Raw genomic sequence first — 24,766 nt, 5'->3', positions numbered from 1 at the left:
TGACCCAAGAACAACCAACTCAAGAGCATGGTTCAGCAGTTGACGATGCCCATCAGGACCCGCTCTCTCACAAGTCCGAGGTACTGACCGGCAGTCAAGGGCGGGCCGGGCAGGACCAGGAGTGGGAGGAGCGCAGCCGGCGCAATGCCTTCCGCCATGTCGAGGGGCTGGGTGAGCTCCAGGACGTGACCGAGGTGGAGTACCGCAAGGTCCGTCTGGAGCGGGTGGTCCTGGTTGGTGTCTGGTCGGGTTCGAGGACCACGGTCGGCCAGGCCGAGGAGTCCCTGCGAGAGCTGGCCGCCCTGGCACGGACCGCCGGGGCTGAGGTCTTGGATGGGCTGCTTCAACAACGGGTCAAGCCGGATCCAGCCACCTACCTGGGTTCGGGCAAGGCGCGGGAGCTGGCAGATGTCGTGGCCCGGCTGGGCGCCGACACCATCATCACCGATGACGACCTGCATCCCTCCCAGCGACGTGCGCTTGAGGATGTCACCAAGGTCAAGGTGGTCGACAGGACGGCCCTGATTCTGGACATCTTCGCCCAGCACGCCACCAGCCGCGAGGGCAAGGCACAGGTGGAGCTGGCCCAACTGGAGTACATGCTGCCCAGGCTGCGCGGCTGGGGCGGGTCGCTCTCCCGACAGGCTGGTGGTCAGGCTGCAGGACAGGCTGGCGGCATAGGCTCCCGCGGCCCGGGCGAGACCAAGATCGAGACCGACCGTCGGGTCATCAGGCGGCGGATTTCCCGGCTGAAGCGCCAGATCGCCCAGATGGCCCCCTCGCGCCAGGTCAAGCGTGGGTCCCGGCGGCGCTACCAGCTCCCGGCCGTGGCCGTGGTGGGGTACACCAACGCCGGCAAGTCCTCGCTGACCAACCGGCTGACCGGATCCGAAGAATTGGTGGAGAACGCCCTCTTCGCGACCCTGGACACGGCGGTCAGGCGGACCAAGGCGGCAGATGGTCGGCTCTACGTCTATGTGGACACGGTCGGGTTCGTCCGCCGCCTGCCCACCCAGCTGGTGGAGGCCTTCAAATCCACCCTGGAGGAGGTGGGGCAGTCCGATCTGATTCTCCATGTGGTGGATGGCTCCCACCCCGATCCCTTCGGGCAGATCAGGGCTGTGGACGCCGTGCTGGCAGACATCCCCGGCGCCGAGTCCATTCCCCGCCTGCTGGTCTTCAACAAGGTGGATCTGATCGATAAGGACGCCCGGCAACGGCTTGCCAACCTTGAGCCTGAAGCCTTCCTGGTTTCGGCCAAGCAGGGTCAGGGTTTGGAGTCCCTGCGCAAGCGGGTGGAGGAGCTGCTGCCCGCTCCCGCCGTGCATGTCCAGGCCATACTGCCCTACACCAGCGGCTCCCTGCTGGAGCAGGTACGGCAGATGGGACGGGTGGAGTCATTGGAATATCGGGCCGACGGGGTTGCGCTGAGCGCTGATGTGGACGACCGGCTGGCGGCCGCCGTGCTTGACCAGGCCATTGACCAGAAGCCCTTGCAGGCTTCAGCGGGTGACACGCCATCGGCCGGGCTGAACTCTTAAGGGCAGATGCGCACCAGGTCACCTATGCTGGGTAGACTACGTATGTTGTCAGCGGCAAACCCGTTTCGCGGGTTCCGATAAGAGAGGTCCATAGAATATGGCGGAATCATCAATCAAGCCAACCAAGCTAGCAATCGTGGGAGCTGGAGCCGTGGGGTCGACTCTGGCCTTTTCGGCGGCCCAGCGCGGCGTGGCTCGAGAGATTGTTCTTGAGGATATCAACGCCCAGCGTGTTGAGGCCGAGGTCCGCGACATGCAGCACGGATCCAGCTTCTATCCCACGGTCACCATCGATGGCTCGGACGATCCGCAGATCTGCGCCGACGCCGACATGGTGGTCATCACGGCCGGAGCCAGGCAGAAGCCGGGGCAGACTCGGCTTGACTTGGCCGGTGCCACCATCAACATGATGAAGTCCATCATCCCGCAGATGGTCGAGGTGGCCCCCAATGCCATCTTCCTGCTGATTACCAACCCCGTCGACATCGTCACCCGAGTCTCCCTGGAGCTGTCCGGACTGCCGGTCAACCAGATGTTCGGTTCGGGCACCAACCTGGACTCTGCCCGTCTGCGCTACCTGATCGGCCAGCAGACCGGAGTCAATGTCAAGAACGTCCATGCATACATCGCCGGCGAGCACGGGGACTCCGAGGTCCCGCTCTGGAGCTCGGCCACCATCGGCGGCGTGCCCATGTGCGACTGGATGGAGCTGCCCGGCCATGAGCCCCTGGACGCGGCCAAGCGCGAGGAGATACACCAGGAGGTGAAGAACGCTGCCTATCAGATCATCGAGGGCAAGGGGGCGACCAACTTCGCCATCGCCATGTCCGGCGTGGACATCATCGAGTCCATCCTGAACGGCACCGACCGGATCCTGCCGGTCAGCTCCCTCCTGGAGGACTTCCATGGCATCTCTGACGTGTGCATGTCGGTGCCCAGCGTGCTCAACCGCGAGGGGGTCAACACCCACATCAACACCCCGCTGAGCGACGGCGAGCTGGCTGCTCTGAAGCGTTCCGCCGAGACCTTGAAGGAGACGGCAAGCAAGTTCGGCTTCTGAGTATTTCACGGAAAACCCTTGCCTCGCAGCCCCCGGTGACATACCTTGGTGACTGATGAATCGGGGTATGCATGAGCGCTCATGAAAGTGGTATCCAGGGTGGCGGATCCGCCCATCGTCGACAGTTGCTGACGACTTTGGCTCTGACGGGGTCGGTCTTCGTGGCCGAAGTCGTTGGCGCCTTGGTCACCCGCAGCCTGGCCCTGCTGGTCGATGCCGGGCACATGATGACCGACATGGCTGTACTAATCGCCTCCACGGTCACTGCGGTGTTGATGGAGCGCCGCCCTACAAACCGGCGAACCTGGGGCTGGTCCCGTCTGGAGGTCATCACGGCGGCTGGTGGGGCTCTGGTACTGCTGGCTATAGGCATCTACGCCATTGTGGAAGCAGTCATGCGGCTCTGGTCGCCCGGACGGGACCAAGTCCATCAGCAGGGGCTGCTGCTCTTCTTCGGCATCTTGGGCCTGGCTGCCAATGTTGGGTCCATCCTGGTCCTGGCCTCCGGCCATAAGGACAACCTGAACATGCGTGCCGCTTTTCTCGAAGTGGTCAATGACGCATTGGGATCGGTGGCGGTCCTGGTATCAGCCGTGGTCATGATGGTCACAGGCTGGGCCGGGTTCGATGCCGTGGCGGGAGGCCTGATTGCCCTGCTGATGATTCCCCGCGCGATCAAACTGCTGGCCAGCAGCATCTCTGTACTTCTTGAGGAGACACCGGCGGACCTCGACATGGCCAAGGTCAGGAAGCATCTGGAGGGTGTGCCCGGCGTACTTGAGGTTCATGACCTGCATGCCAACAGCGTCTCCACTGGTCTGCCGCAGCTGACGGCACACGTGATTGTGCGTCAGGGCACCTCGGCCGTCGAAAACGAACGAATTCTGACCAGCATGCAAAGCTGTCTGCGCGATCATTTCCCTATCTCGGTCGAACACACGACCTTTCAGATAGAACCGCAGGGGCACCGGGACAGCAGCGGCGAGCATTTGGACATGTAGCCTTCAGACTTTGCGCAGGACGGTGACCACCTTGCCCATGATGACGGCGTGGGTGCCATCAATGGGGGAGTAGGCAGGGTTGTGCGGAATCAGCCAAACGTGACCGTCCTCGCGGCGGAAGGTCTTTACCGTGGCCCCATCGTCCAGCAGGGCCGCGACGATATCTCCGTTCTCAGCCTCCTGCTGGCGGCGGACGACCACAAAGTCCCCGTCGCAGATGGCGGCATCGACCATGGAATCCCCATGTACCTCGAGCATGAAGAGCTCGCCGGATCCAGTCAGACGCTCGGGCAGGCGCATGACATCGTCCACATGCTGTTCTGCCAGAATGGGTTGACCGGCGGCGATTCTGCCCACCAGTGGCACGTCGCGGGACTGCATGATGGCCTCGTCGGTCTGTACGTCAGGGAAGGGCACAATCCTGGCGGTTCCCGCAGTCGGCTCAGGCTGGTCCTGGACCAGCTCTATGGCGCGTCCCTTGTTGGCAGTCAGACGAATATAGCCCAGATCCTGCAGGACCTGAAGCTGGTGCTTGACGGAAGAAGTGCTGCGCAGTCCCGCGTCTCTGCCGATCTCCCTGTAGGAGGGCAGGAATCCGCGCTCTGACAGGTGTCGCTTGATAGCCTCCAACACTCTGGCCTGGCGATCGGTCAGCCTGGGCCTGGAGCCATGATTCGGGCTCTCAGTGCCGGCGGAGTTTTCCCTCGCTTTGTACTTGGCTGAGGTTGAGGCGGTTTCCTGCGAGTCGGCTTTATCGGCGACAGTGGACTGGTTAAGGGAGCTCGTGGCCGTGGACCCTGTAAAGGGGATGGTACTCACGATAGGCTCCTTTCCTGGGAAACTGAACCCAGTCTAACCTGCCTGAAGTGAAAAATCAAACAAATGTTCGAATCAGCCTTGCCAAATGACCATCGCGGTGTCAGAATGAGAACATCTGTTCGATAGAACAAATGTTCGAAAGAGGAGTGCGATGGTTGTTCCTACCTATGCCAGTTCCCGCATGTCTGCGCCGTTGAACCTGTTTTCGACCTGCCTGGCGTCTGTGAGCTCTGTGTTCTCGTCCTTCACGGCCCGTCTTCGTGGAGCTGTCAAGGCCTGGCCCGATCAGGGTTTTCTGGGTGTCATCGTGCGCAGATTCGGGGTTTTCCTAGCCGTCGGCGCTCTGACCCTGTCTGGGTTCGGATGGATGGCTCGGCCGGCCAGTTCCGCTCCGGGGCCGCAGGAGGTCATCACAAGAACAGTTCGTCCGGGCGACAATGTCTGGTCCTATGCGGCCTCAATCACCCCGCAAGGGGAGGATGTCGCTAAAAACGTAGATCGTATCATGCAGATCAATAACATGTCCTCTCCCAATCTGCGCGTTGGCGACCGAATTCTGATTCCCGGCGACGATTGATGCAGCGACTTTCGATCCGGGGGAGGGGATTAAAGACGGGGCTTCGATGACTTGTCGTCTGGATGCAGGTACTAGCGGAATTCAAGGAGTTTGTCCAGGGTTATACGCTAATAGGCCCGGTATACGTGGGTCTTGAGGTTCTTTGGCGCTATGATATTGAATATGCACTGTCCTTTCTGCCAGAATCCCGATACCAAGGTTGTGGATACGCGAATCAGCGACGACGGCCATGCCATCAGACGCCGCCGTGAGTGCCCGCAATGCTCGCGTCGGTTCACCACGGTGGAGACCTCAATTCTCCTGGTCATGAAACGCTCAGGCAATGCCGAACCCTTCAACCGCGACAAGGTCATCTCTGGCGTGAGGAAGGCCTGCCAGGGCAGGCCCATCGATGAGAATGACCTGAAGCTCCTAGGCCAGCAGGTTGAAGAGGATCTGCGTTCACGCGGTTTGGCTCAAGTTGATTCGGAAGAGGTCGGCAGGGCCATTCTGAAGCCCCTCAGGGAATTGGACGAGGTGGCATATCTGCGCTTCGCCTCGGTCTACCGCAACTTCAGCAACCTGGAGGACTTCCAGCAGGCCATCGACACCCTGCGCGCCGAAGACCAGTCGGCTGAAGAGCAGTCTGCTACTGCACAGTCCTGAAGTCAGCTATTCTGGCATCGGTCATTCTGACTGCAACAGAACCACACTGCAACAGGCCAGCGATTTCCGTCAATGCGTGACGGGGCTGGCCTGTAACCGGCTTAGCACGAATTGAATGGGGGTTCCAGGCACGATACAGGCCAGGCACTCAGGCAAGTCATCCTAGGTCCAGCAGCCTCTGATCCTCGGAAGTCTGGGCGATGACCAGCTCCTGGGTCGGTCGCGTCATGGCCACATAGAGGTCGGCCGCCGCGCTCAGCCTGGAGGGGGCTTCATCCTGAATGGCCCCAGGCTCAACCAGAACCACGGCGTCGAACTCCAGGCCCTTGGTGTGACCGGTGGTTGTGACTGTGATCTGATGCTCCTGAGCCTTATCAATATGCAGCCGCGAGCTGACCTCGGCTTCCAGAGCGCCGGGAACGATGATGGCCAGGCGTCCGGTACCGTCCTTGCCCAGATGACGTTCCGCCAATTTGCTCACCAAGTCAGGCAGTTGGTCCAGCAGGCTGGCCCGATCCTCTGCCCTTAGGTGGCTGACCGATCCTTCCACCTCGCGCACGGCCTTGAGTGTTGAAACCTCAAGACCCTCGGAGGCTGCGAAGGATGAGGCCAGGTTGGATACCTGACGAGGATTGCGATAGTCGATGGTCAGCTGCCGCTGGTCCCACCCGTCCGGGCCGAAAAGCTTATCCATGGTGGAGGCCCAGGATCGGGTGCCGCCCAGGGCCGCTGTCTGGGCCACGTCCCCGACAATGGTAAAGGAACGGGAGGGGCAGCGCCGGACCAGCATCCTCCAGTCCATGGCCGTCAGTTCCTGGGCCTCATCGACCACGATGTGCCCGTAGACCCATTCGCGGTCGGCGGCCGCCTGGGCAGCTGCCTGGTTATCGTCCTGGCCGTTGATGGAATCCAGCAGCATCTGCGAGGTCACGATGCCCGTTCCGATGCCGTTCTGGGCCAGGGTGTCGCTGGCGAACCGGCGTTCCTCATCGCGGCGGGCCTTTTCAGCCTGGTCTCGATCCGCCTGGCGGGGGTCGGGGCCCAGCAGTTCCATGGCCTCGTCCAGGATGGGGATGTCGGATACGGTCAGTCCGGCGCCGTCCTGCCGGGTCAGCAGGTCAATCTGTTCAGGGGTCAGCCAGGGGGCGAACCGGCGCAGACGGTCCGGCCTGGACCAGAGGTCGTTGACCAGCCAGCGGGGGTTCATGGGCAGCCAGGCCAGGTTGAGTGTCCTCCGCACCTGGTCGTTCAGCCGCAGCAGGGAGGTTACACGGGCTAGTTCCTCAGCTCCGGGCTCGTAATCCACTCCCTCGGCGTAACGGGCGGTCATGGCGTTCAGTGCCGAGCGCACGAAGGTGTTCCTGGCCTTGTTGTGGGGCTGGTGGCTGCGGCGGGCATCGACCAGGGCCTGTTCCAGGTCGACAGCCAGCATGGGGACGGCGACCCCATCCACCTTGACCGTGGGCAGGGAGGCAGGCACCCGCTCCCTGGCGGCGACGGCGTTGGCTACGGCCTCGGCCATGCGGATGTCCCCCTTGAGCCGGGCTATGTGCGGGTCCTCCCGGCGTTCGGTGCTGATGCCGGGGATGAGGTCCCCCATGGTGCGGCTGAGCACTCCGGTCTCGCCCAGGGAGGGCAGGACCTGGTCGATGTAGTGCAGGAAGGCGTTGCTGGGCCCGACGATCAGCACGCCTGCACTCTCCAGTCGGCGCCGATGGGTGTAGAGCAGATAGGCCGCACGGTGCAGAGCCACGGCCGTCTTGCCGGTGCCTGGACCGCCCTGGACCACCAACGGGCGGGTCATAGGGGATCGGATGATTCGGTCCTGTTCGGCCTGGATGGTGGCCACGATGTCGGTCATCTGGCCGGTCCGGCGGCTGGACAGGGACGCCATGAGCGCGCCCTCGCCGGCCAGTGTGCCGCCCTGGGCTGCCTTGTCCACCTCGGGGGCCGACAGGTCCAGAACCTCATCCTCGATGCCGGTGACCTGGCGAAAGTTGAGGGTGATGTGCCGACGCATGACGATGTCGCCGTGATCCGCCGGCGTGGCCTCGTAGAAGGGGCGTGCGGCCTCGGCCCGCCAGTCGGTCAGGATGGGCTCGTGGTTGCTGTCAAGCAGGCCCAATCGTCCTATGTATCGTCGGCCGCCCTGGGCCGTATCCAGCCGGCCGAAGACCAGACGGTCCTCCACAGCCCGCAGTTGGGTGAGCCGGTCCTCATACATGTTGGCGAAGGAATCCCGCTCAGTGCGCTGGGTGGGGGATCCGTGGGAGCCGGCGGCCCGGACTGCGTCCAGTCTGGTTCTGGCCTGCGTCCGCAGCTCGTCCAGACGGCCGTAGGCCCTGTCCACCGCCGCCTGCTCTTCATGCAGCTGTGAGGAATAGCTCGACATGTGTGTCCGTTCTGTCCAATGTTCAAAAATCGGATGATCCAATATACCGCTCGACCTCTACTTTTCCGGCCCTGCAGACACTTGGTTGCGCCTTCTTTGCCAGGTGGCGAAACGCCGAGGCGGACCTTTTGCCGAGGCGAATGGTTGAGTTTGGGCCTGTAGTGGTGTCATGGTGGTGAGCAATGGGGATAAGTGGGGTAAAGTGGGGAGCGTTGCGCAGGGGACGCTACCCGATGGGGTCGTCCCACAGTTACCAAACTGGCATTGGAGGTGGGGCATGGCCGATACATACGACGCAGATGCCGCCCCGCCTTCCCTGCCGCCCATGCTTCTGGGCACTTATACGCCCAAGATGGATTCCAAGGGCCGCCTGGCTCTGCCGGCCAAGTTCCGCGCCCAGCTGGGTCAGGGCCTGGTCATGGCCCGCGGCCAGGAGCGCTGCGTCAGCCTGCTGCCCACCGAGGAATTTCGGCGGATGGCCGTGCGCATCCAACACACCTCCATGGGTGACAAGTCAGCCAGGGACTACCTGAGGGTATTTCTGTCCGGCGCCGTCGACCAGGTTCCAGACAAGCAGGGGCGCATCCTGGTTCCGCCTATGCTCCGCTCCTATGCACGGCTGACCGGCCCTGTCGTGGTCATCGGCGTGGGTACCCGTGCTGAGATATGGGATCAGGATTCCTGGTCCGCCTACCTGGATAGCAAGGAGCAGGGTTACGCCGATATTGCCGACGATGTTCTTCCGGCGGTGGATTGCTGATGGAGGCCCTCATGGAATATCGCAATCCACCCGATCAGGAGGCCGTGGACAGGGGCATGGTCCATCGTCCCGTCCTGCTGGAACGCTGCCTTGCGCTGGCCCGGCCCGCCTTGGGGCACCCTGGGGCCGTGGCTGTGGATTGCACGCTGGGCCTGGCAGGTCACGCCACCGCCTTCCTCAAGTCCTGCCCTGAGGCCCGTCTTATTGGCATCGACAGGGATCGCCAGGCCCTTGATCTGGCCGTTGGCCGGATGCGAGACGAGGGTCTGGCCGACCGCTTCACACCGGTACATGCCCCCTTTGACCAGCTGGATCAGCAGCTGGATGTGCTGGGTGTAGGCCAGGTTGATCTGGTCTTCATGGATTTGGGGCTGTCCTCCCTGCAGATTGACCAGCGCGACAGGGGATTCACCTACCGGCAGGACGCTCCGTTGGACATGCGCATGGACACCAGCCAGGAGCTGACGGCCGCACAGGTCCTGGCCGAGTATGACCAGGATCAGTTGGCCCACATCTTTTCCCGGTACGGGGAGGAACGCTATGCAGGACGCATCGCTCGGGCCATCGTTGAGGCCAGGCAGCAGCAGCCGCTGACCACCTCGGCCCAGCTGGACCGTCTGGTCGACAGGGTTGTGCCGCGTGGCCATCGTCCCCCCGGCAATCCGGCCAAGAGGGTCTTCCAGGCCCTGCGCATCGAGGTCAACGGGGAGCTGGACCGTCTCAGGCGCACCCTGCCCCAGGCCATTCTTCGCTTGGCCCAGGGGGGGCGTCTGGTTGTGGAGTCCTATCACTCCCTGGAGGATCGCATGGTCAAGCGCTTCATGGCGTCTGGGCTGCACGTGGACCTGCCGGCGGGTATGCCGGTGGTACCCGATCAGGCCCGCCCCTATCTGTCGGACCTGACTCATGGGGCCATCAAAGCTGACCCGGCCGAGCGGGAGCGCAACCCCAGGTCCGCCTCAGTGCGCCTGCGGGCCGTGGAGAAGATAGGAGCCATCCCTGAGGAGCGTCGTCGTCGGCTTCAGGCCGAGGCGCATGGTGAGAGTTCAGATGGTCGCCACCGCCATGTCGGCCATGGTCCGGAATCGAGGCGCCGGTCATGACCATGCCAGCACGTTCAGTCCGTTCCAAGGCCACTCCGGACAAGGGACATCCTCGCATCCAGGAGATGCCCACCAGGCCTGAGCTGAGTCTGATCAAGGGCACGGGCAAGGCAGGCAAGGCGCGCCGGCCGGAACGAGGCCCAGTGGCTGAGGGGGCCCGGCGTCTGATCGGCTGGACGCGGACCCGCGGCAATCCTCTGCTACGGATCATGACCTCCGTGGTTTTTCTTGCCGCCTGCATGTTCGGCTCCCTGATGCTGCGCACCCAGATGGTCCAGGATTCCTTCGAAGCCACCCGAATCCAGCGTGAGATCAGCAACCTCAACCAGGACGTCCAGGACGACCAGAACAAGCTCGACCAGCTCCAGGCCTCCCTGCCGGACAAGGCCCAGCAGTTGGGCATGCAGCCTCAGCAGGGTCTGAACTCCATCGATCTGCAGGGCTATAAGCCTCCCGAGAACGCCCAGGACAAGGCGGGGAATCCATGAGCGGGAAGGGAGCCAAGCGCTCCTGGCGCCTGTCCTTCTGCAAGCGTTCGTTGTCCGTTGGCCTGATCCTGGTCCTGGTGGCCGCGCTGGCCCTGGGCAAATTGGCATATATCCAGCTCTTCGACGGAAGGTCCATGGCCCAGGCCGCTGCGGCGGGTCGCACCGTGCCGCACACCATCAAGGCCCAGCGCGGCCGCATCCTGGATGTCAATGGCCGGGTGCTGGCCCAGAGCCTGGAGCGGTACAACATCATCGGCGACCCCGAGGCGGCCGCTTCCTTCATACCTGTCAACTGCACCAAGCGCACAGGCAGCGACTGCCACAGCATCAAAGGCCACCCGGTGGGCGCCGACGGTGCTGCCGGCGTGGCCCGCCTCCTGGCACCGGCCTTGGGGATGAATGCCATGGAGCTGGGAGGCAAGCTCAGCGTGCCTGGCAGATATGTGGTCCTGGCCAAAGGGGTGACCCCCGAGGTCAAGCGCGCTATCGACAAGCTGGGGCTGCAGGGGATCATCACGGCCGAACTGAGCAGTGAACGCACCTATCCGCACGCGGATCTGATGGGGGCCCTGATCGGGGGCATCGACGACAGCGGTAAGGGCGTGGCCGGGATCGAGCAGATGGAGAACAAGCGGCTGACCGGCACTGACGGCTATACGGTCTATCAGCAGGGAATGCTGGGCCAGGAGATTCCAGGAACCGTGACCCGTCAGCGCAATCCGGTCAACGGCAAGGATGTCACCCTGACCATTGACCAGGACGTGCTCTGGTACGTCCGTCAGGCCCTCAAGTCAGGTTGCCAGCGCTATCAGGCGGACTGGGGCCTGGCTGTGGTTCAGGACACCCGCACCAACGAGATCGTGGCCCTGGCCGACACCGATGATTACCAGGCTGGTAGCGACCAGGCCAAGGTCAACTCCTCAAGGGCGGTGGCGGAGACCTTCGAGCCCGGCTCCATAGGCAAGACCATCTCTGCCGCAGGCATGCTCCAGGAGCAGCTCCACGCCATGAGCGACCGCTTCACCGTGCCCGACCATATCACCGTGGACAACCAGCAGTACAAGGATGCCTTCTATCACCCCGCCGAGCACTGGACTCTTGCCGGCATTCTGCAGAACTCCTCCAATGTGGGCATGATCATGGCCGCGGATCAGTACTCTGATCAGAAGCGTTACGAGTATCTGACCCGCTTCGGCATCGGCCAGGCCTCGGCGCTGGGTCTGCCAGGGGAGTCCAAGGGCCTGCTGACCACGCCTCAGACCTGGGACCGGCGCACCCGCAACACGGTTCTGTTCGGACAGGGCTACGCCACCAACGCTGTCCAGCTGACCAATGCCGTCGCCACCCTGGCCAACAAGGGAGTCCGTTCCGACCAGACCATCATCCGCGGCCAAGGCGCCGTCAAGGCCAATCAGGTCAGGGTCGTGGACGAAAAGGTGGCGGCTGCGGTCATGAACGGCATGGAGTCGGTGGCCGAGAAGTACCAGAACACAGCCAAGGTGGAAGGCTATCGGGTGGCTTCCAAGACCGGAACCGCCGAGGTGGCCGACAGCTCGGGCAACCTGAGCGGCATCATCAGCGACTGGGTGGGCATCCTGCCCGCCGACGACCCCCATTTTGTGGTCACTGTGGCGCTGAAGAACCCCCACAGCAGCGATGGCGTTTTCGGCAGTATGACCGCCGGACCCATCTTTGCCCAGATCGGTGAATTCCTTATGCAGAAATACCAGGTCCCCGCTTCGCCGCCGAGGACCGATGCTATCCCGGTAACATGGTGATACCGGCAGGCATCATGGCGTTCCCGGACGAAGGAGAGATTGCAGCATGAGTGCGCTGAGTGAATCAATCTCCCGACGGTTGACCCTGGGTCAGCTCAAGGGGCGCTACGGGTTGACCCTGGTCCCTGACTTCGCTGAACCAGTCACGGTGACCTCATTGGTGGACGACCTGCCCTCAGTGCGTCCCGGCAGCCTGTACGTGCCTGCAGACCACCAGGTGGACCAGGGCATGATCGAGGAGGCCGAAAGCCGTGGGGCCTACGCAGCCCTGCTGCCGACCTCGGCGCGTCAAGAGGTGGGCCGAGCCCGCATACCCCTGCTCTTCGGCACCATGCACGCCTGGCAGATGGGCCAGTTGCTGGCCAACGCCGCCGGTGATCCTTCTGGAGCCCTGGCTGTTTTCGCCTTGGTTGGTTCCCAGGTACAGGATCAGGTGGATCTCCTGGCCGACTTCCTGCACGTGCTGGGCAATCCCGTCGGCATTCTCAGCGCCAAGGGTTCGTACTCGCTGGACCGGCGACTGGACCTGGAATATCCCCTGAGCATGTTCGATGTGCAGCGAAGTCTGTCCATCGCCCTGGAAGACGGGGCGGCCGCCGTTGTCATCTCCGTGGAGGAACAGACCCTGGCAAGGGATGCCCTGCAGGCGGTGGACCTGGATGTGGTGGCCCTGGGCGCCCAGGAGGGCTCCACCCGCGATATGCGGCACGTGAGGCTGATCTCCAAGGCCCGTCGATACGGATTCAACCTTGGCGGGCACACCATCGTGGCCCGGCGCAACGAGGAATCAGACGGGCTGGCCCGCCAGTCCCTGCCCGCGGATGCGGAAAGCGACGATCTGTCCCTGTGCATCGCCATGACCATGGCCGCCGGCGTCAAACGCAACAACATCAGGAGCGCCCTGCGCGTCTCCCGTGAAATGTCCTGAGAGGTGAGGATGAGTCAGTCTGTAGGGGCCGGGTCCATGCCCATGACCCTGGAAGAGGTCGTCGGATATGTGCACGGTCGGCTGGTCGAGGCCGGTCCTGGTCGCGAACCCGATCGGCGGTCCGTGCGCATGCGGGTGGTGACCGACTCCCGGCAGGCGGGCGCAGATGGGCTCTTCGTAGCAATCAAGGGCGAGCACGTGGACGGGCATGACTATGTTCCCGGCCTGGGGGCCCAGGGCTGCCGCGCGGCCTTGGTCGACCGCCTCGTTCCGGGTGCTGACCTGCCGCAGATTCTTGTGGACGATACGGTTGCTGCCCTGGGGCTGTTGGCGCGGGCCAACATAGACCGTCGGCGCAAGGCCTCAGGCCCTTTCACGGTCATCGGCATCACCGGCTCTGTCGGCAAGACCACGACCAAGGATCTGCTGGCCTCCCTGCTGGCCCTGCTGGGTCCTGTGGTGGCTCCGGTCGGGTCTTTCAACAATGAGATCGGTCTTCCTCTGACTGCCTTGGAGGTCGGGCCGGACACCCGCTACCTGGTGGCGGAGATGGGTGCCAATCACGTGGGCGAGATAGCAAGCCTGACCCGAATGGTTCCCCCTGACATGGCTCTGGTCCTCAAGGTGGGGGTGGCCCACCTGGGCGAATTCGGCTCCGTGGAGCGCATCGCCAAGGCCAAGAGCGAGATCGTGCAAGGCCTGGTGCCGGACGGGACCGCCGTGCTCAATGCAGACGATTCCCGGGTGGCGGCCATGGCCGATCTGGCCTCTGGGCCTGTCCTGCGATTTGGCATGGCCGGTGAGGACGGTGGAAGGGACCGCGATTTGGACGGTTCGGCTCGCTATCTGGATAGCGATAGCCTGGACAGGTCGGCCTTTGAGTTGCGCCTGCGTGGCCATCAACCAGTTCGGCTGCGTCTGGGCATCCCGGGACGGCACAATGTCATGAATGCCCTGGCCGCCGCCACGGTAGCCCACGCCTTGGGTCTGGACGCAGATCGTATCGCCGACGAGCTGGGTCGACAGCAGCGGATCAGCCCGCATCGAATGGCCGTATCTTCGGTCCAGCTGCCGGATGCCTCCTTCACCCTGATTGATGATTCTTTCAACGCCAATCCCGACTCTGTGCGGGCCGGTCTGGACGCCCTGGCCGCCTGGAGGGGATCCGATGGCCCGCTCTATCGGATAGCCGTCCTGGGGGCCATGCTTGAGCTGGGCGATCGAGGGGAGCAGTTGCATCAGGAGATAGGCACCTACTGCCGTCGTCAGGGCATTGATGCATTGGTCGCGGTGGGCTGCCGGGATCAGCAGATGGACGGTCTGGTCCAAGCCCTGGTCCGTGGTGCCGGTGGCCCATCCGATCCTAGCGGGGATCAGCCTGGAGCCATGCGGGTCCTCTTCGCCCAGGATGCCGATCAGGCCGATAAAATGGTACGCCGCCTATGCGCCGAGCATTCGGACCGGCAGCATCTCGTCCTGCTCAAGGGCTCACACATGTCCGGTCTGTCCGATCTGGCCGACCGGTGGCAGGGCTGAGCTATGAATCTACCGGCATCCCCGCAGCGGGGTCTAATATTCAAGGACAGAATCCAAGAGTTGGAGTACACACTGTGATTGCCCTCATCATCGGAATCCTGGTCGCCCTGGTGGTGACGCTGGCGGGGACCCCCCTGCTGATACGGCTGGTCCACCGCCTGCACTACGGCCAGTACATCCGCCAGGACGGGCCCAAGTCCCACCTGGTAAAGCGCGGCACCCCGACCATGGGCGGGCTGGTCATCAACCTGGCTATTCTGCTGGGCTGGGCAGCTTCGGCGCTCTACCGTTACTTGTCGCGGGGGGAGTCCGTGTCCCTGTCGGCCATGCTGGTTCTGTTCGCCATGCTCTCCATGGGCCTCCTGGGCTTCATCGACGACTTCGCCAAGGTGCGCAAGAAGCAGAACCTGGGCCTGTCGGTCAGGGCCAAGTTCATCGGCCAGTTCATTCTGGCCACCATATATGCGGTGCTGGCCCTGAAGGTGCCCACCAAGAACGGTTACCCTAGCGCGCAGGCAGGCATATCCTTCGTGGAGCAGCCCATCATCGACTTCCGAATGGCGGGCAGCGTCCTGTCCGTGGTCTTGTTCATCATCTGGGTCAATCTGCTGATGACGGCCTGGAGCAATGCGGTCAACCTGACTGACGGCCTGGACGGGCTGGCTTCGGGCTCCTCCATGATTGCCTTCGTGGGTTACACAATCATCGCCTTCTGGGAGAGCTACCACTTGAAGGGCGGCGGCCATCCAGGCCATGCCTACGCTGTCTCAGACCCCCTGGACCTGGCCATCATCGCTTGCTGCGCGGCTGTGGCCTGCTTCGGCTTCCTCTGGTACAACACCAATCCGGCCTCCATCTTCATGGGAGACACCGGATCCCTGGCTCTGGGCGGGCTCTTCGCAGCCCTGTCCATCGCTACCCATACCGAGCTGCTGGCGGTCATTCTGGGTGGGCTTTTTGTGGGAGAGGCGGCCTCCGATGTCATCCAGGTGGGCTACTTCAAGCTCACCCACAAGCGGGTCTTCAAGATGGCGCCCATCCACCACCACTTCGAGCTGATGGGCTGGCAGGAGTCCAAGGTGGTCGTCCGGTTCTGGATGGTCGACCTGATCTTCGTCCTGCTGGCCCTGGTCTGCTTCTATGCAGACTGGGTGGTCCGCTCCGGTTTGCCCATCTGAGTGCGTCCATTCACGGTACCGGACTTCGGCAGCCGGTATCATGCCAAGCAGATGCCAGAGCTAGCGGAATGAGGTGTTCATGGATATTGACTTGAGCCAGAAGCGCGTACTGGTCGCCGGGCTGGGTGTTTCCGGACGGAGCGTGGCCGCAGCCCTGCGGGGTCGGGCGGCCGGGGTGACAACTGTGGACCAGCGTGCTCCGCAGGCCGATCTTCATGACTTCGACCAGGTGGACTGGACCCGGGTGGATCTGGTCATGGCTTCTCCTGTCTTCAATCCGCGCACTCCATTTATCCTTGAGGCACAAGGTCGGGGCATTCCCGTGGTCAGCGAGGTGGAGATGGCCTGGATGTTGCGGGTGCCCTCAGAACGGACCGGACAGCCGGCCCCATGGATCGGGATCACCGGTACCAACGGCAAGACCTCGACCACCAGGATGGTCTCCGCCATGATGCAGGCCAGCGGATTCACGGCCCCTGCGGTGGGCAACATCGGCAAGGCCGTCTCCACAGCCGTCCTGGACCCCGACAATGACATACTCTGCGTGGAGCTCAGTTCCTTCCAGCTGCACTTCACCTTCTCACCGACCCTGGAGTGTGCGGCCATCACCAATCTGGCCGACGACCACCTGGACTGGCATGGGGGCTTCGAGGCCTATGCAGCCGATAAGGCGCGCATCTACCGTGGTGTGCGCAAGGCCTTGGTCTACAACGTCGATGACTCCCGGGTCTCCGACCTGGCCAGACAGGCTCAGCCGGCCTCCGGCTGCCAACTGGTGGGGTTCACCCTGGGGCGGCCCGAGGTTGGGCAGCTGGGTGTGGAAGATGGATGGGTCGTGGACCGCAGCGGATTGACCGGTCAGGACCTTGAGCATGGCGTCCGGCTGGTCCGGGTGGCCGATCTGACGGATCTGTGTGAGCCTGACGGCACGGTCTATCCTCATCTGCTGGCTGACGCTCTCTGTGCACTGGCCCTGGCACTGGGTGCTGGAGCCAAGGTCGATGCGGCCATCGAGGCCATGCGTGCTTTCACGCCCGGCGACCACAGAATCAGCACCGTGGCCACCCTGGGCCAGGGTTCGCAGGCCATCCGTTTTGTAGACGATTCCAAGGCCACCAACGCCCATGCCGCCGAGGCCTCCCTGGCCAGCTACCATGACGGCCAGGTGGTCTGGCTGGCCGGCGGACTGGCCAAGGGTGCCCGTTTCGACGATCTGGTCAGATCCCGCAGGTCCAAGTTGGCCGCAGCAGTGGTCATCGGCCAGGACCAGCAGCCCATGGCCCAAGCCATCAAGGATCAGGCGCCCGATCTGCCGGTTACCCTGATCGATCCAGGTGCCGGTGATCAGGTCATGGCCCGGGCCGTTCGTGCGGCTGCCTCCTATGCACAGCCCGGCCAGGTGGTTCTGCTGGCCCCCGCCTGCGCTTCCATGGATCAATTCGTCTCTTATGCCGACCGGGGCGATCAGTTTGCCAAGCAGGCAACACAATGGGTCCACGAGCATGAAGCGCGACACTGATTCCAACAAGGCCCCCTCCCAGGGGGCTGGCGGCAAGGGGGACTACCGAGGCTGGCGGGCCATTCTCAACCCGCTCTGGTGCTACTACGGTTTTCTGGCCGCAGTCGTCGCCACCACGGTCTTCGGTCTGATGATGGTATTCTCCTCTTCGGCTGTGGATCTGGTGGCCCAGGGTAGCTCACCCTGGAGCCAGGTCATTCGCCAGACCATATACGCAGTGTTGGGGCTCTTGCTGGCCCTTCTGGCCGTGAGGATCAGCATTGATCACTACCGGAGCTGGAGCACCTGGTTTCTGGTTGTCAGCCAGGGCATCCAGCTGTTGACCCGCACCCCGCTGGGGCGCTCCGCCAACGGCAACGAGGGATGGATCTCGGTGGGGGGCGTCTCCATGCAACCGGCCGAGCTGCTCAAACTGGCCCTGTGCCTGTGGCTGCCACAGGCCCTGATCGAAGCCCAGCGGCAGGCTGGCAAGGATTCCGATTTGAAGAGCCTGGCCAAGGCCTATGCCAAGCCGGCCTTCGGCTTTCTGATCAGCTTCATGTTCATCATGCTGGGCAAGGACCTGGGAACGGCCATGATCATCGTCATCATCGGCTTCGTGGCCTTCCTGGTATCAGGCTTCCCCCTGCGATGGTTGCTCAGCCTGGCGGTCCTGGGGATGGCGGCGGTCATCGGCTTTTCGGTCTACGGCAACAGCAACCGGACACAGCGGATCATGGCCGCCTACGGCAAGTGCTCGGCGGAAGACATTCAGGGTGTCTGCTACCAGTCCATACACGGGCTATACGCCATGGCTTCGGGAGGTCTGACCGGGGTCGGTCTGGGCAACTCCAGGGAGAAGTGGAACTACCTGCCCGAGGCGCACAATGACTTCATCTTCGCTGTCATCGGCGAGGAGCTGGGCTTCGTAGGGGCAGCCATGCTTATTCTGGTCTTCGTGGTCATGGGCTGGTGCATGCTGAGGATCGCCCTGACCACCAGGAACCGGTATGCGGGTATGGTGCTGATCTGCCTGGATGTGTGGCTGGTAGGCCAAGCCCTGATCAACATCTGCGTGGTTCTGGGCCTGCTGCCGGTGATCGGGCTGCCCCTGCCCTTCGTGTCGGCTGGAGGGACCGCACTGATCTCCTGCCTGGCTTCGGCCGGGGTGGCCCTGCAGATGATTCGGACCCAGCCGGACGTGAAGGCGGCCACGGACGGGTCCTGAGATATGGAATGGATATGGCGGAAAGGAAGCGGATTCGCGGATGACGACAGCGACGAGGACCGAGAGCGGGATGCCTGGGGACGACCATGAGCATGCCGGAAAAGGCGCTGGTCCCCATCTGGTGCTGGCCGGAGGGGGGACGGCAGGGCATGTCAACCCCCTGCTCAGCGTGGCTGCGGCCATTCGAAAGCGCTGCCCCCAGGCTTCTGTCAGCGTGATTGGCACTGCCGTCGGGCTGGAGCACGACCTGGTACCGGCCGCTGGACTGCCCCTGGACCTGATTGAGAAGGTACCCTTCCCTCGTCGTCCCAGTAAGGCCGCCCTCGCCTTCCCCCGGCGTTGGCGGCATGAGGTGCAGCGGGTCCGAGGGTATTTGCAGGATCGGTCGGCCGACATAGTGGTCGGCTTTGGCGGCTATGCTTCGGCACCGGCCTACAGGGCCGCACGGAACCTGGGTCTGCCCATCGTCGTCCACGAGCAGAACGCCCGGGCGGGCATGGCCAACAAACTGGGCGCTCGCTGGGCTGATTTCGTAGGTACGGCCTATGAGGATACCGGCATCCGAGCCCGGGCCGGAGTGCCCGTACGCCGCGTGGGTCTGCCCTTGCGGCCAGCCATCGCCCGACTGGCCATGCAGATGGAGACTGATCCTTCGGGCGCTCGCCGGGAGTCTGCACGGACCTTGGGTCTGGATCCCGATAGGCCCATCCTTTTGGTCACCGGGGGATCCCTGGGCGCGCTCAGCCTGAACAAGGCGGTGGCTGGCGCGGCCCGGCAGCTATTGGATCAAACCCAGGTCATTCATCTGACGGGCCGTTTCAAGGCCGACCAAGTCAGAGAGCAGGTGGCGGATGATCTGGGCGATGCAGCCATCAACGATCTGGATCCGGCCCACCAGGGCCAGGGGGACTACCATATGGCCGAATACTTGGAGCGGATCGACCTGGCCTTCGCCTGCGCCGATCTGGTGGTCTGCAGGGCTGGCGCCGGCTCTGTCAGCGAGCTGGCCGCACTGGGCGTGCCGGCCGTATACGTGCCCTTGCCCATCGGCAATGGAGAGCAGCGGTTCAACGCCCAGCCAGTCGTTCAGGCCGGGGGAGGGCTCATGGTCGATGATGCGGCCTTGGATGCCAAATGGATGGCCGAGCACGTCCCTGCTCTTATGGCTGATAAGGATAGGCTGGCTGACATGCGCCGCCGGGCCTGGGGGTACGGGATTCGCGACGCTGCCCAGGTGATGGCTGAGCAGATTCTGACCATGGCCGACCATCACCTAGCCCGCAAGGACTCAAGGAGGGTCTAATCGGGCATAATGGAGGCAGGCGACGGACGATAGTCCTGAATGGTCCTGAACTGTTTGAGGAGATGCAACTACTGTGCCCAAGATTGAATTGAATACTGTGCCCGGTCGGCAGGGCAATGGCGACAGGCCCCTGCCGGTTCTGGATCCCTGCCTGCCTGCCCTGGCCCAGGCCGGAGTGCACGACTCCAAGGATCTTGGGCCCACACACTTCATAGGCATCGGTGGGGCTGGGATGAGCGTGCTGGCTGAGATGCTCCACCAGGAAGGGGTACAGGTCTCGGGCTCCGACCGCGCCGAGGGGGACAAGACCCGCCGCCTGCGTCAGCTGGGAATTCAGGTCGCCATCGGTCAGGATGCCAGCAACGTGGCCGGGGCCCGCACTGTGGTTTGGTCCAGTGCCATCAAGCCCGACAATCCCGAGATTCTGGCAGCTCGTGAGGTCGGCGCCCGGCTGGTCCATCGCAGTGACATTCTGAATTTGCTTATGGCTTCCAGGATTTCGGTCACCGTGGCTGGTGCTCATGGCAAGACCACCACCAGCGCACTCTTGGCCCACCTGCTGGCCAAGGGGGGGCAAGGGGATCTTGCTGATCCCAGCTACGCCATCGGCGGCAGCCTTCAGAGCGGCCAGGGGCCCATGGACGGAGGGCATGTGGGTGCCGGACGGGTACTGGTGGCCGAGGCGGACGAGTCCGATGGCAGCTTTGGCAAGTACACTCCTGACGTCGCCATCATCACCAACGTGGAGCCCGACCATCTGGACCACTACGGTACGGCTGATGCCTTCCACCAGGCCTTTGTGGAACATGCCCGGCATGCCCGCCGCTTTCTGGTGGTCTGCGGAGACGACCAGGGCGCCCTGGAGGTGTTGCGGCGGTTGCAGGGGAACTGCCAGGCCAAGATCATCGTCTATGCTTCGGATCCCCAGCTGAATACTCACTCCCTGCCTGGGGTTCTGGGTCTGGTCCGCATCGAGTCCGAGTCCGAAAGCAGCGGTAGCGGTCGTGAGCATTGCCGTCTGGCCTTCCCCGCGCAGGTGCTCCAGGCGGCAGGGTTGAAGATCGGAAAGACGCTCGAACTGCAGGTGGATTTGGCGATTCCCGGCATCCACAACGCCCGCAATGCCGCCGCGGCAATCATCGCCGCCATCCTGCTGGGGATGGATCCCGATACGGCCGCCGCTTCTGCCGCAGACTTCCGTGGGGCCTCTCGACGCTTCGAGATCCGCGGAATCCAGCATGGGGTCACCGTAGTGGACGATTACGCCCATCATCCTACGGAGATCGCCGCCCTGCTGACCGCCGCCAGACGGCGTTATCCGGGTCGGACCATCAGGGTGCTCTTCCAGCCCCACCTGTATTCGCGAACCGCCATCTTCGCCGACCGGTTCGCGGCTGCTCTGTCCCTGGCGGACGATGTGACCGTCACCGACATCTTCCCCGCTCGCGAGTTGGCCAGAGATTTTCCGGGCGTGGATGCCGGGACCATCCCCGCAGCCGCCCGCAAGGCATCGAACCGGGAGTCCCAGGATTCCGGGAAGAGGTCGACCGGAACCGTCTTCCGGGCCTGCCCGGACATGCGTCAGGCCGCTCTGGATCTGGCGGAACGGGCGGAACCGGGGGATGTGATCCTGACCGTAGGCGCCGGCGATGTCACTGCCATGGGACCGGTCATTCTCGACAAGCTGGCTGAACGGGACGAGCAGTGAGGACCGGCAAGGGTCGCAGTGCCTCCGGCGGAGCTTCTTCCAGGACCAAGGCCGTCCGGGCAGCCAAAGCTGCTCGGACAGCCCGGTCTGGGCGTACCAAGTCTTCAGGAGAGGAACCGCGGACTGGCAGGACCGCCAGATCAGCCAGGTCGACCGCCTCCGATGTTTCAGCGCAGGCCAGCCGGTCCAAGATCGACAAAACAGGCGGCGATGGTAGGCGTCTCAAGCGCTCCAAACGTCTCAAGGGATCAAAGCGTTTCAATGGTCGCCCGAATCGTTCCAGGAATACAGGCGGATCGAGGACACGTAGCGTCAGATCCGCCTATTCATCCTCCAGCTCTCTGGTACAAGGCAGTAGCGCCTCGGCCTCCAAGTCTGCGGTGCGCAAATCCGCGACCACACGTTCGGCGAGTTCGGGTGAGGGATTCGTCGATGCCCGGACCATACCGCCGGACAGGCCCGTCTCTGGCAGGATAGGCACCGACCAGGAGGATCAGGGGCTGGGGATCTTCGTCCGGCCCAAGGTTCTGGACTTTCAGGCCCGGGTGCGCGAGAAGAAGAAGGTCAGCCGCAGACTGGTCCTGATCCGGACAGGTGTCGTCCTCCTGGTCATGGCTCTGATAGCAGGACTGGCATGGTTGCTCTTTCTCTCGCCGGTCTTCCGCCTGCAGGCCGACAAGGTCAGTGTCAGCGGCGGCAATGCCTGGGTGTCCAACGATCGGGTGGCCTCAATCGTGGCCCATCAGGGAGATCGCTCGCTGCTGTTGATTTCCACCAATGGCGTCGAGGAGGAGATCAGCGGCATGGCCGGGGTGACCGATGCCGAGGTCCGCAAGAGTTTTCCGCACGGTCTGGAGGTGACCTTCGATGCCCAGGAGCCCACTGCGGTCTTCAAGGATGCGCAGGACAAACTGACGGCCGTAGACAGACAGGGGAGGGTGCTCAACACCGTGTCCAAACCGGTGCACGGGGTGCCGGTCATCCAGGTGGCCACCGTGAAGCGTGCCCAGCAGGATCAGGCGGTCAGACAGACTCTGCGGATTCTGTCGACCATGCCTGAGGCCATGCGTCATTCGGTGACCAAGGTGACTGCGGAAACCCAGGACTCCATCACCACCGAGCTGGACCAGGGCAAACATGTCATCATCTGGGGCGACGGCTCCGACCTGAAGCTCAAGCAGGCCGTGGTCGACAAGATCATCAACGATCCATCCAAGATCGGCGACAAGCATCAGCTGGATGTGTCGGCGCCCCTGCGGCCAATCGTCAAATAGTCGCTGCAGGAGCTGCCGTCTTCATCAACCTGTCAGTGTCCAGCAGGATGGTCACCGGGCCGTCGTTGACCATATCCACCCGCATATGGGCGCCGAATTGTCCGACGGCAACTGGCACACCGGTCGCGGCCAGTGCCTGGTTCAGATTTTGCCAGACGCTTTGAGCGTGTTGGGGTTCGCCCGCAGCCATGAAACTGGGTCGATTGCCGCGCCGCAGATCCGCGTAAAGAGTGAACTGGGAGATGGAGAGGATGGATCCGCCGCAGTCCAGGACCGACCGGTTCATCCGGCCTTCCTCGTCGGGGAAGATGCGCATCCGGGTCAGCTTGCGGACGGCATAGTTGACCTGGTCAGCTCCGTCGCCATCCTGGACGGCCACCAGCAGCAAGAGTCCCTTGCCAATGCTTTGGGGTTTAAAATCAGGATCTGGCTGCCCTTGCTCGTCGACCACATCGACCCGGGCATGGCTGACCCGCTGTATGACGATTCTCATGCTTTCAGTCTAAATACTTCAGACGTTGTTGTAGTGTCGCAGGGAAAAGCTGGACCGGTACCTGGTTGGTGTCAGGTCGGAGAACCGTTTGAAGACTGGCATGAAAGACGCCCACTTCAATGTAGTCGTAGCAGGGCTGGTTCCTGTCAACGGTCCAGTCGATGGCTGTCCCTTCAACTCTTACGATGCGTAGCTTCAGGTCGAAGTCCGCGGTGCCTGTGTTACCAAGGAAATATGACGGGCTGCCTCTTCGACGCAACCCTGATCGGTGTGCACGGAGGATGTCATGAGGAATTACCTACTTACTCCGCTGATGGGCGGATTCTGGCCAGTCATGGTTTCCCTTGGATTGTCTCAGATTCGCTGGCGTTGTTTGGTTGTACAGACGTATCCTTCAACTGACTGCTGCGGTCATGATCCAGTCGGTCTGTAGTTCCTCGCCCAAGGTGAAGGTGTGTTCCCCGGTCCGTTTGAAGCCCATGGCTTGGTAGAAACGTTGGGCGGGCTCATTGTGTTCCCATACGCCCAGCCAGATTTTGTTCAAATTCTGAGTCCTGGCACGTTTGAAGGCTTGATTGACCAGCAGGGTGCCCAACCCGCGATGCTTGAAGTCCGATAGAACATATAGCCGCTCGATCTCCATGGATGTGTCGCCGAACTGCTCTGTTTGGGCCTTCCCGGTGTTGAGCTGCATGTAGGCTGCGGGCGTGCCGTCCACGCTGGCGAGCAGAAAAACGGATTCAGGTTCGGACAGTTTCGACTTGACCAATTCGGGGGAGAAGGAGTGCCGGAGGTAGTCTTCCATGTTCTCTTGGCTGTTGTCGGCGGCGAAGGTGTCGCGGAAGGTGGTCATGCCCAAGGAACGTATCAGCATGGCATCATCTGATGTGCATTGCCGTATTGTTGTGGTCATGATGGCGATTCCTGTACTCTTGATTTTATTTGTTGCTGAGGTGTATCTGCTTTGTTGGGTGTCAATTCTTAATTGACGATCTTGAGCCCGACCACGCAGGCGACCAAGCTAATGATGAGCAGAATGCGAGCCAGCGAAACAGGCTCCGAGCCCGTAGCCATGGCGTATATGACAGTCAAGGCAGCTCCGATGCCTACCCAGACCGCGTAGGCCGTGCTGGTAGGGATGCTGCGCATGGCAAAGGCCAGACCCATCATGCTGAGAATCAGTCCCACAATAAAAACGATGTCAGGGACGATTTTGGTAAAACCCTGAGACTTGCCCAGGGCGGTGGCCCAGACCGATTCACAGATGCCAGCGAATATGAGTACGATCCACGAGGACATGGTTCCCTTTCGGCAAGTCTTGTCGCTGTCCGGGTACTTGACCATCGTCCGGGAACCTGCATTGGATTCTGGGTATCAGAGTAGCACGGGAGGCGACTCTGAAGGCGGACTAAGCAGGGGAGTGGTCGACGGTCCATTGCGAGAAGGAATCGGGGTT

22 protein-coding genes and 1 riboswitch are annotated in these 24,766 nt (G+C 62.8%); of the genes, 17 read left to right on the top strand and 5 right to left on the bottom strand.

Going from position 1 to position 24,766, the window contains the following annotated elements; translation table 11 throughout:
* Positions 1–83 precede the first annotated feature (83 nt).
* The 3 genes from hflX (at position 84) to H3T89_RS07105 (ending at position 3,602) form a co-directional block, all read left to right on the top strand.
* Positions 84–1,541, top strand: coding sequence for a GTPase HflX (hflX, locus tag H3T89_RS07115; RefSeq protein ID WP_232348534.1), 1,458 nt, complete (start codon positions 84–86; stop codon positions 1,539–1,541).
* A gap of 97 nt (positions 1,542–1,638) precedes the next feature.
* On the top strand, positions 1,639–2,601 hold the full coding sequence (locus H3T89_RS07110; RefSeq protein WP_046322674.1) for an L-lactate dehydrogenase: 963 nt from the start codon (positions 1,639–1,641) through the stop codon (positions 2,599–2,601).
* 71 nt (positions 2,602–2,672) lie between these two features.
* Positions 2,673–3,602, top strand: coding sequence for a cation diffusion facilitator family transporter (locus H3T89_RS07105; protein ID WP_198216629.1), 930 nt, complete (start codon positions 2,673–2,675; stop codon positions 3,600–3,602).
* A 3-nt stretch (positions 3,603–3,605) separates the two neighbouring features.
* Here the strand turns inward: H3T89_RS07105 and lexA are convergent, their stop codons facing one another.
* Entirely contained in the window at positions 3,606–4,421 is an 816-nt protein-coding gene (lexA, locus tag H3T89_RS07100; RefSeq protein ID WP_415873471.1) for a transcriptional repressor LexA, read from the bottom strand.
* 223 nt (positions 4,422–4,644) lie between these two features.
* Here lexA and H3T89_RS09125 point away from each other — a divergent pair, with 223 nt between their 5' ends.
* Together H3T89_RS09125 and nrdR are read left to right on the top strand one after the other, a co-directional pair.
* On the top strand, positions 4,645–4,998 hold the full coding sequence (locus H3T89_RS09125; protein ID WP_198216628.1) for a LysM peptidoglycan-binding domain-containing protein: 354 nt from the start codon (positions 4,645–4,647) through the stop codon (positions 4,996–4,998).
* A gap of 162 nt (positions 4,999–5,160) precedes the next feature.
* On the top strand, positions 5,161–5,643 hold the full coding sequence (nrdR, locus tag H3T89_RS07090; RefSeq protein ID WP_044090887.1) for a transcriptional regulator NrdR: 483 nt from the start codon (positions 5,161–5,163) through the stop codon (positions 5,641–5,643).
* Positions 5,644–5,800: 157 nt separating this feature from the next.
* Here nrdR and H3T89_RS07085 read toward each other — a convergent pair whose 3' ends face one another.
* Complete coding sequence (locus H3T89_RS07085; RefSeq protein ID WP_198216627.1) at positions 5,801–8,035, bottom strand: HelD family protein; 2,235 nt, start codon at positions 8,033–8,035, stop codon at positions 5,801–5,803.
* 277 nt (positions 8,036–8,312) lie between these two features.
* Between H3T89_RS07085 and mraZ the strand changes: the two genes are divergently transcribed.
* The 12 genes from mraZ (at position 8,313) to H3T89_RS09120 (ending at position 22,817) form a co-directional block, all read left to right on the top strand.
* Positions 8,313–8,795 (top strand): division/cell wall cluster transcriptional repressor MraZ, encoded by a 483-nt coding sequence (gene mraZ, locus H3T89_RS07080; RefSeq protein WP_110416964.1) that lies wholly within the window; start codon positions 8,313–8,315, stop codon positions 8,793–8,795.
* An 11-nt stretch (positions 8,796–8,806) separates the two neighbouring features.
* Positions 8,807–9,898: a 16S rRNA (cytosine(1402)-N(4))-methyltransferase RsmH gene (rsmH, locus tag H3T89_RS07075; RefSeq protein WP_232348515.1), complete on the top strand. Its 1,092-nt coding sequence runs from the start codon at positions 8,807–8,809 to the stop codon at positions 9,896–9,898.
* Positions 9,895–10,386, top strand: a complete 492-nt coding sequence (locus tag H3T89_RS07070; protein WP_015021560.1) for a hypothetical protein — start codon at positions 9,895–9,897, stop codon at positions 10,384–10,386. Before rsmH ends, H3T89_RS07070 begins: the two co-directional genes overlap by 4 nt.
* Complete coding sequence (locus tag H3T89_RS07065) at positions 10,383–12,164, top strand: peptidoglycan D,D-transpeptidase FtsI family protein (protein WP_110416965.1); 1,782 nt, start codon at positions 10,383–10,385, stop codon at positions 12,162–12,164. The genes H3T89_RS07070 and H3T89_RS07065 overlap by 4 nt, the downstream gene beginning before the upstream one ends.
* Before the next feature lie 46 nt (positions 12,165–12,210).
* A complete protein-coding gene (locus H3T89_RS07060) occupies positions 12,211–13,092 on the top strand; it encodes a hypothetical protein (protein ID WP_015021562.1) in 882 nt (293 codons plus the stop codon).
* A 9-nt stretch (positions 13,093–13,101) separates the two neighbouring features.
* The gene (locus tag H3T89_RS07055; RefSeq protein ID WP_198216626.1) at positions 13,102–14,628 is read left to right on the top strand and encodes a UDP-N-acetylmuramoyl-tripeptide--D-alanyl-D-alanine ligase; all 1,527 of its coding nucleotides are present in this window, start codon (positions 13,102–13,104) and stop codon (positions 14,626–14,628) included.
* Between the two features lie 74 nt (positions 14,629–14,702).
* Positions 14,703–15,806 (top strand): phospho-N-acetylmuramoyl-pentapeptide-transferase, encoded by a 1,104-nt coding sequence (gene mraY / locus H3T89_RS07050; protein ID WP_015021564.1) that lies wholly within the window; start codon positions 14,703–14,705, stop codon positions 15,804–15,806.
* A gap of 79 nt (positions 15,807–15,885) precedes the next feature.
* A complete protein-coding gene (gene murD, locus H3T89_RS07045) occupies positions 15,886–17,325 on the top strand; it encodes a UDP-N-acetylmuramoyl-L-alanine--D-glutamate ligase (RefSeq protein WP_198216625.1) in 1,440 nt (479 codons plus the stop codon).
* Positions 17,309–18,532, top strand: coding sequence for a peptidoglycan glycosyltransferase FtsW (locus H3T89_RS07040; RefSeq protein ID WP_015021566.1), 1,224 nt, complete (start codon positions 17,309–17,311; stop codon positions 18,530–18,532). The genes murD and H3T89_RS07040 overlap by 17 nt, the downstream gene beginning before the upstream one ends.
* A gap of 70 nt (positions 18,533–18,602) precedes the next feature.
* The gene (locus tag H3T89_RS07035; RefSeq protein WP_198216682.1) at positions 18,603–19,835 is read left to right on the top strand and encodes a UDP-N-acetylglucosamine--N-acetylmuramyl-(pentapeptide) pyrophosphoryl-undecaprenol N-acetylglucosamine transferase; all 1,233 of its coding nucleotides are present in this window, start codon (positions 18,603–18,605) and stop codon (positions 19,833–19,835) included.
* Between the two features lie 82 nt (positions 19,836–19,917).
* Complete coding sequence (gene murC, locus H3T89_RS07030) at positions 19,918–21,543, top strand: UDP-N-acetylmuramate--L-alanine ligase (protein ID WP_415873476.1); 1,626 nt, start codon at positions 19,918–19,920, stop codon at positions 21,541–21,543.
* A complete protein-coding gene (locus H3T89_RS09120) occupies positions 21,540–22,817 on the top strand; it encodes a cell division protein FtsQ/DivIB (RefSeq protein WP_332461050.1) in 1,278 nt (425 codons plus the stop codon). Before murC ends, H3T89_RS09120 begins: the two co-directional genes overlap by 4 nt.
* Here H3T89_RS09120 and dtd read toward each other — a convergent pair.
* The 3 genes from dtd to H3T89_RS07010 all read right to left on the bottom strand — a co-directional run bounded on the left by dtd (position 22,810) and on the right by H3T89_RS07010 (position 24,609).
* Complete coding sequence (gene dtd, locus H3T89_RS07020) at positions 22,810–23,310, bottom strand: D-aminoacyl-tRNA deacylase (protein WP_198203788.1); 501 nt, start codon at positions 23,308–23,310, stop codon at positions 22,810–22,812. The two genes, H3T89_RS09120 and dtd, sit on opposite strands and share 8 nt — an antisense overlap.
* A gap of 394 nt (positions 23,311–23,704) precedes the next feature.
* Positions 23,705–24,223, bottom strand: a complete 519-nt coding sequence (locus tag H3T89_RS07015) for a GNAT family N-acetyltransferase (RefSeq protein WP_198216623.1) — start codon at positions 24,221–24,223, stop codon at positions 23,705–23,707.
* Between the two features lie 68 nt (positions 24,224–24,291).
* Entirely contained in the window at positions 24,292–24,609 is a 318-nt protein-coding gene (locus H3T89_RS07010; RefSeq protein ID WP_198216622.1) for a DMT family transporter, read from the bottom strand.
* 8 nt (positions 24,610–24,617) lie between these two features.
* Positions 24,618–24,681, bottom strand: a riboswitch (guanidine-III (ykkC-III) riboswitch).
* Between the last annotated feature and the right edge of the window lie 85 nt (positions 24,682–24,766).

Source organism: Bifidobacterium sp. W8114, from assembly GCF_016101165.1.
Taxonomy (GTDB): Bacteria; Actinomycetota; Actinomycetes; order Actinomycetales; family Bifidobacteriaceae; genus Bombiscardovia; species Bombiscardovia asteroides.
The sequence above is the reverse complement of the archived record's forward strand: the minus strand, read 5'-3'. Positions and strand labels throughout refer to the sequence as shown.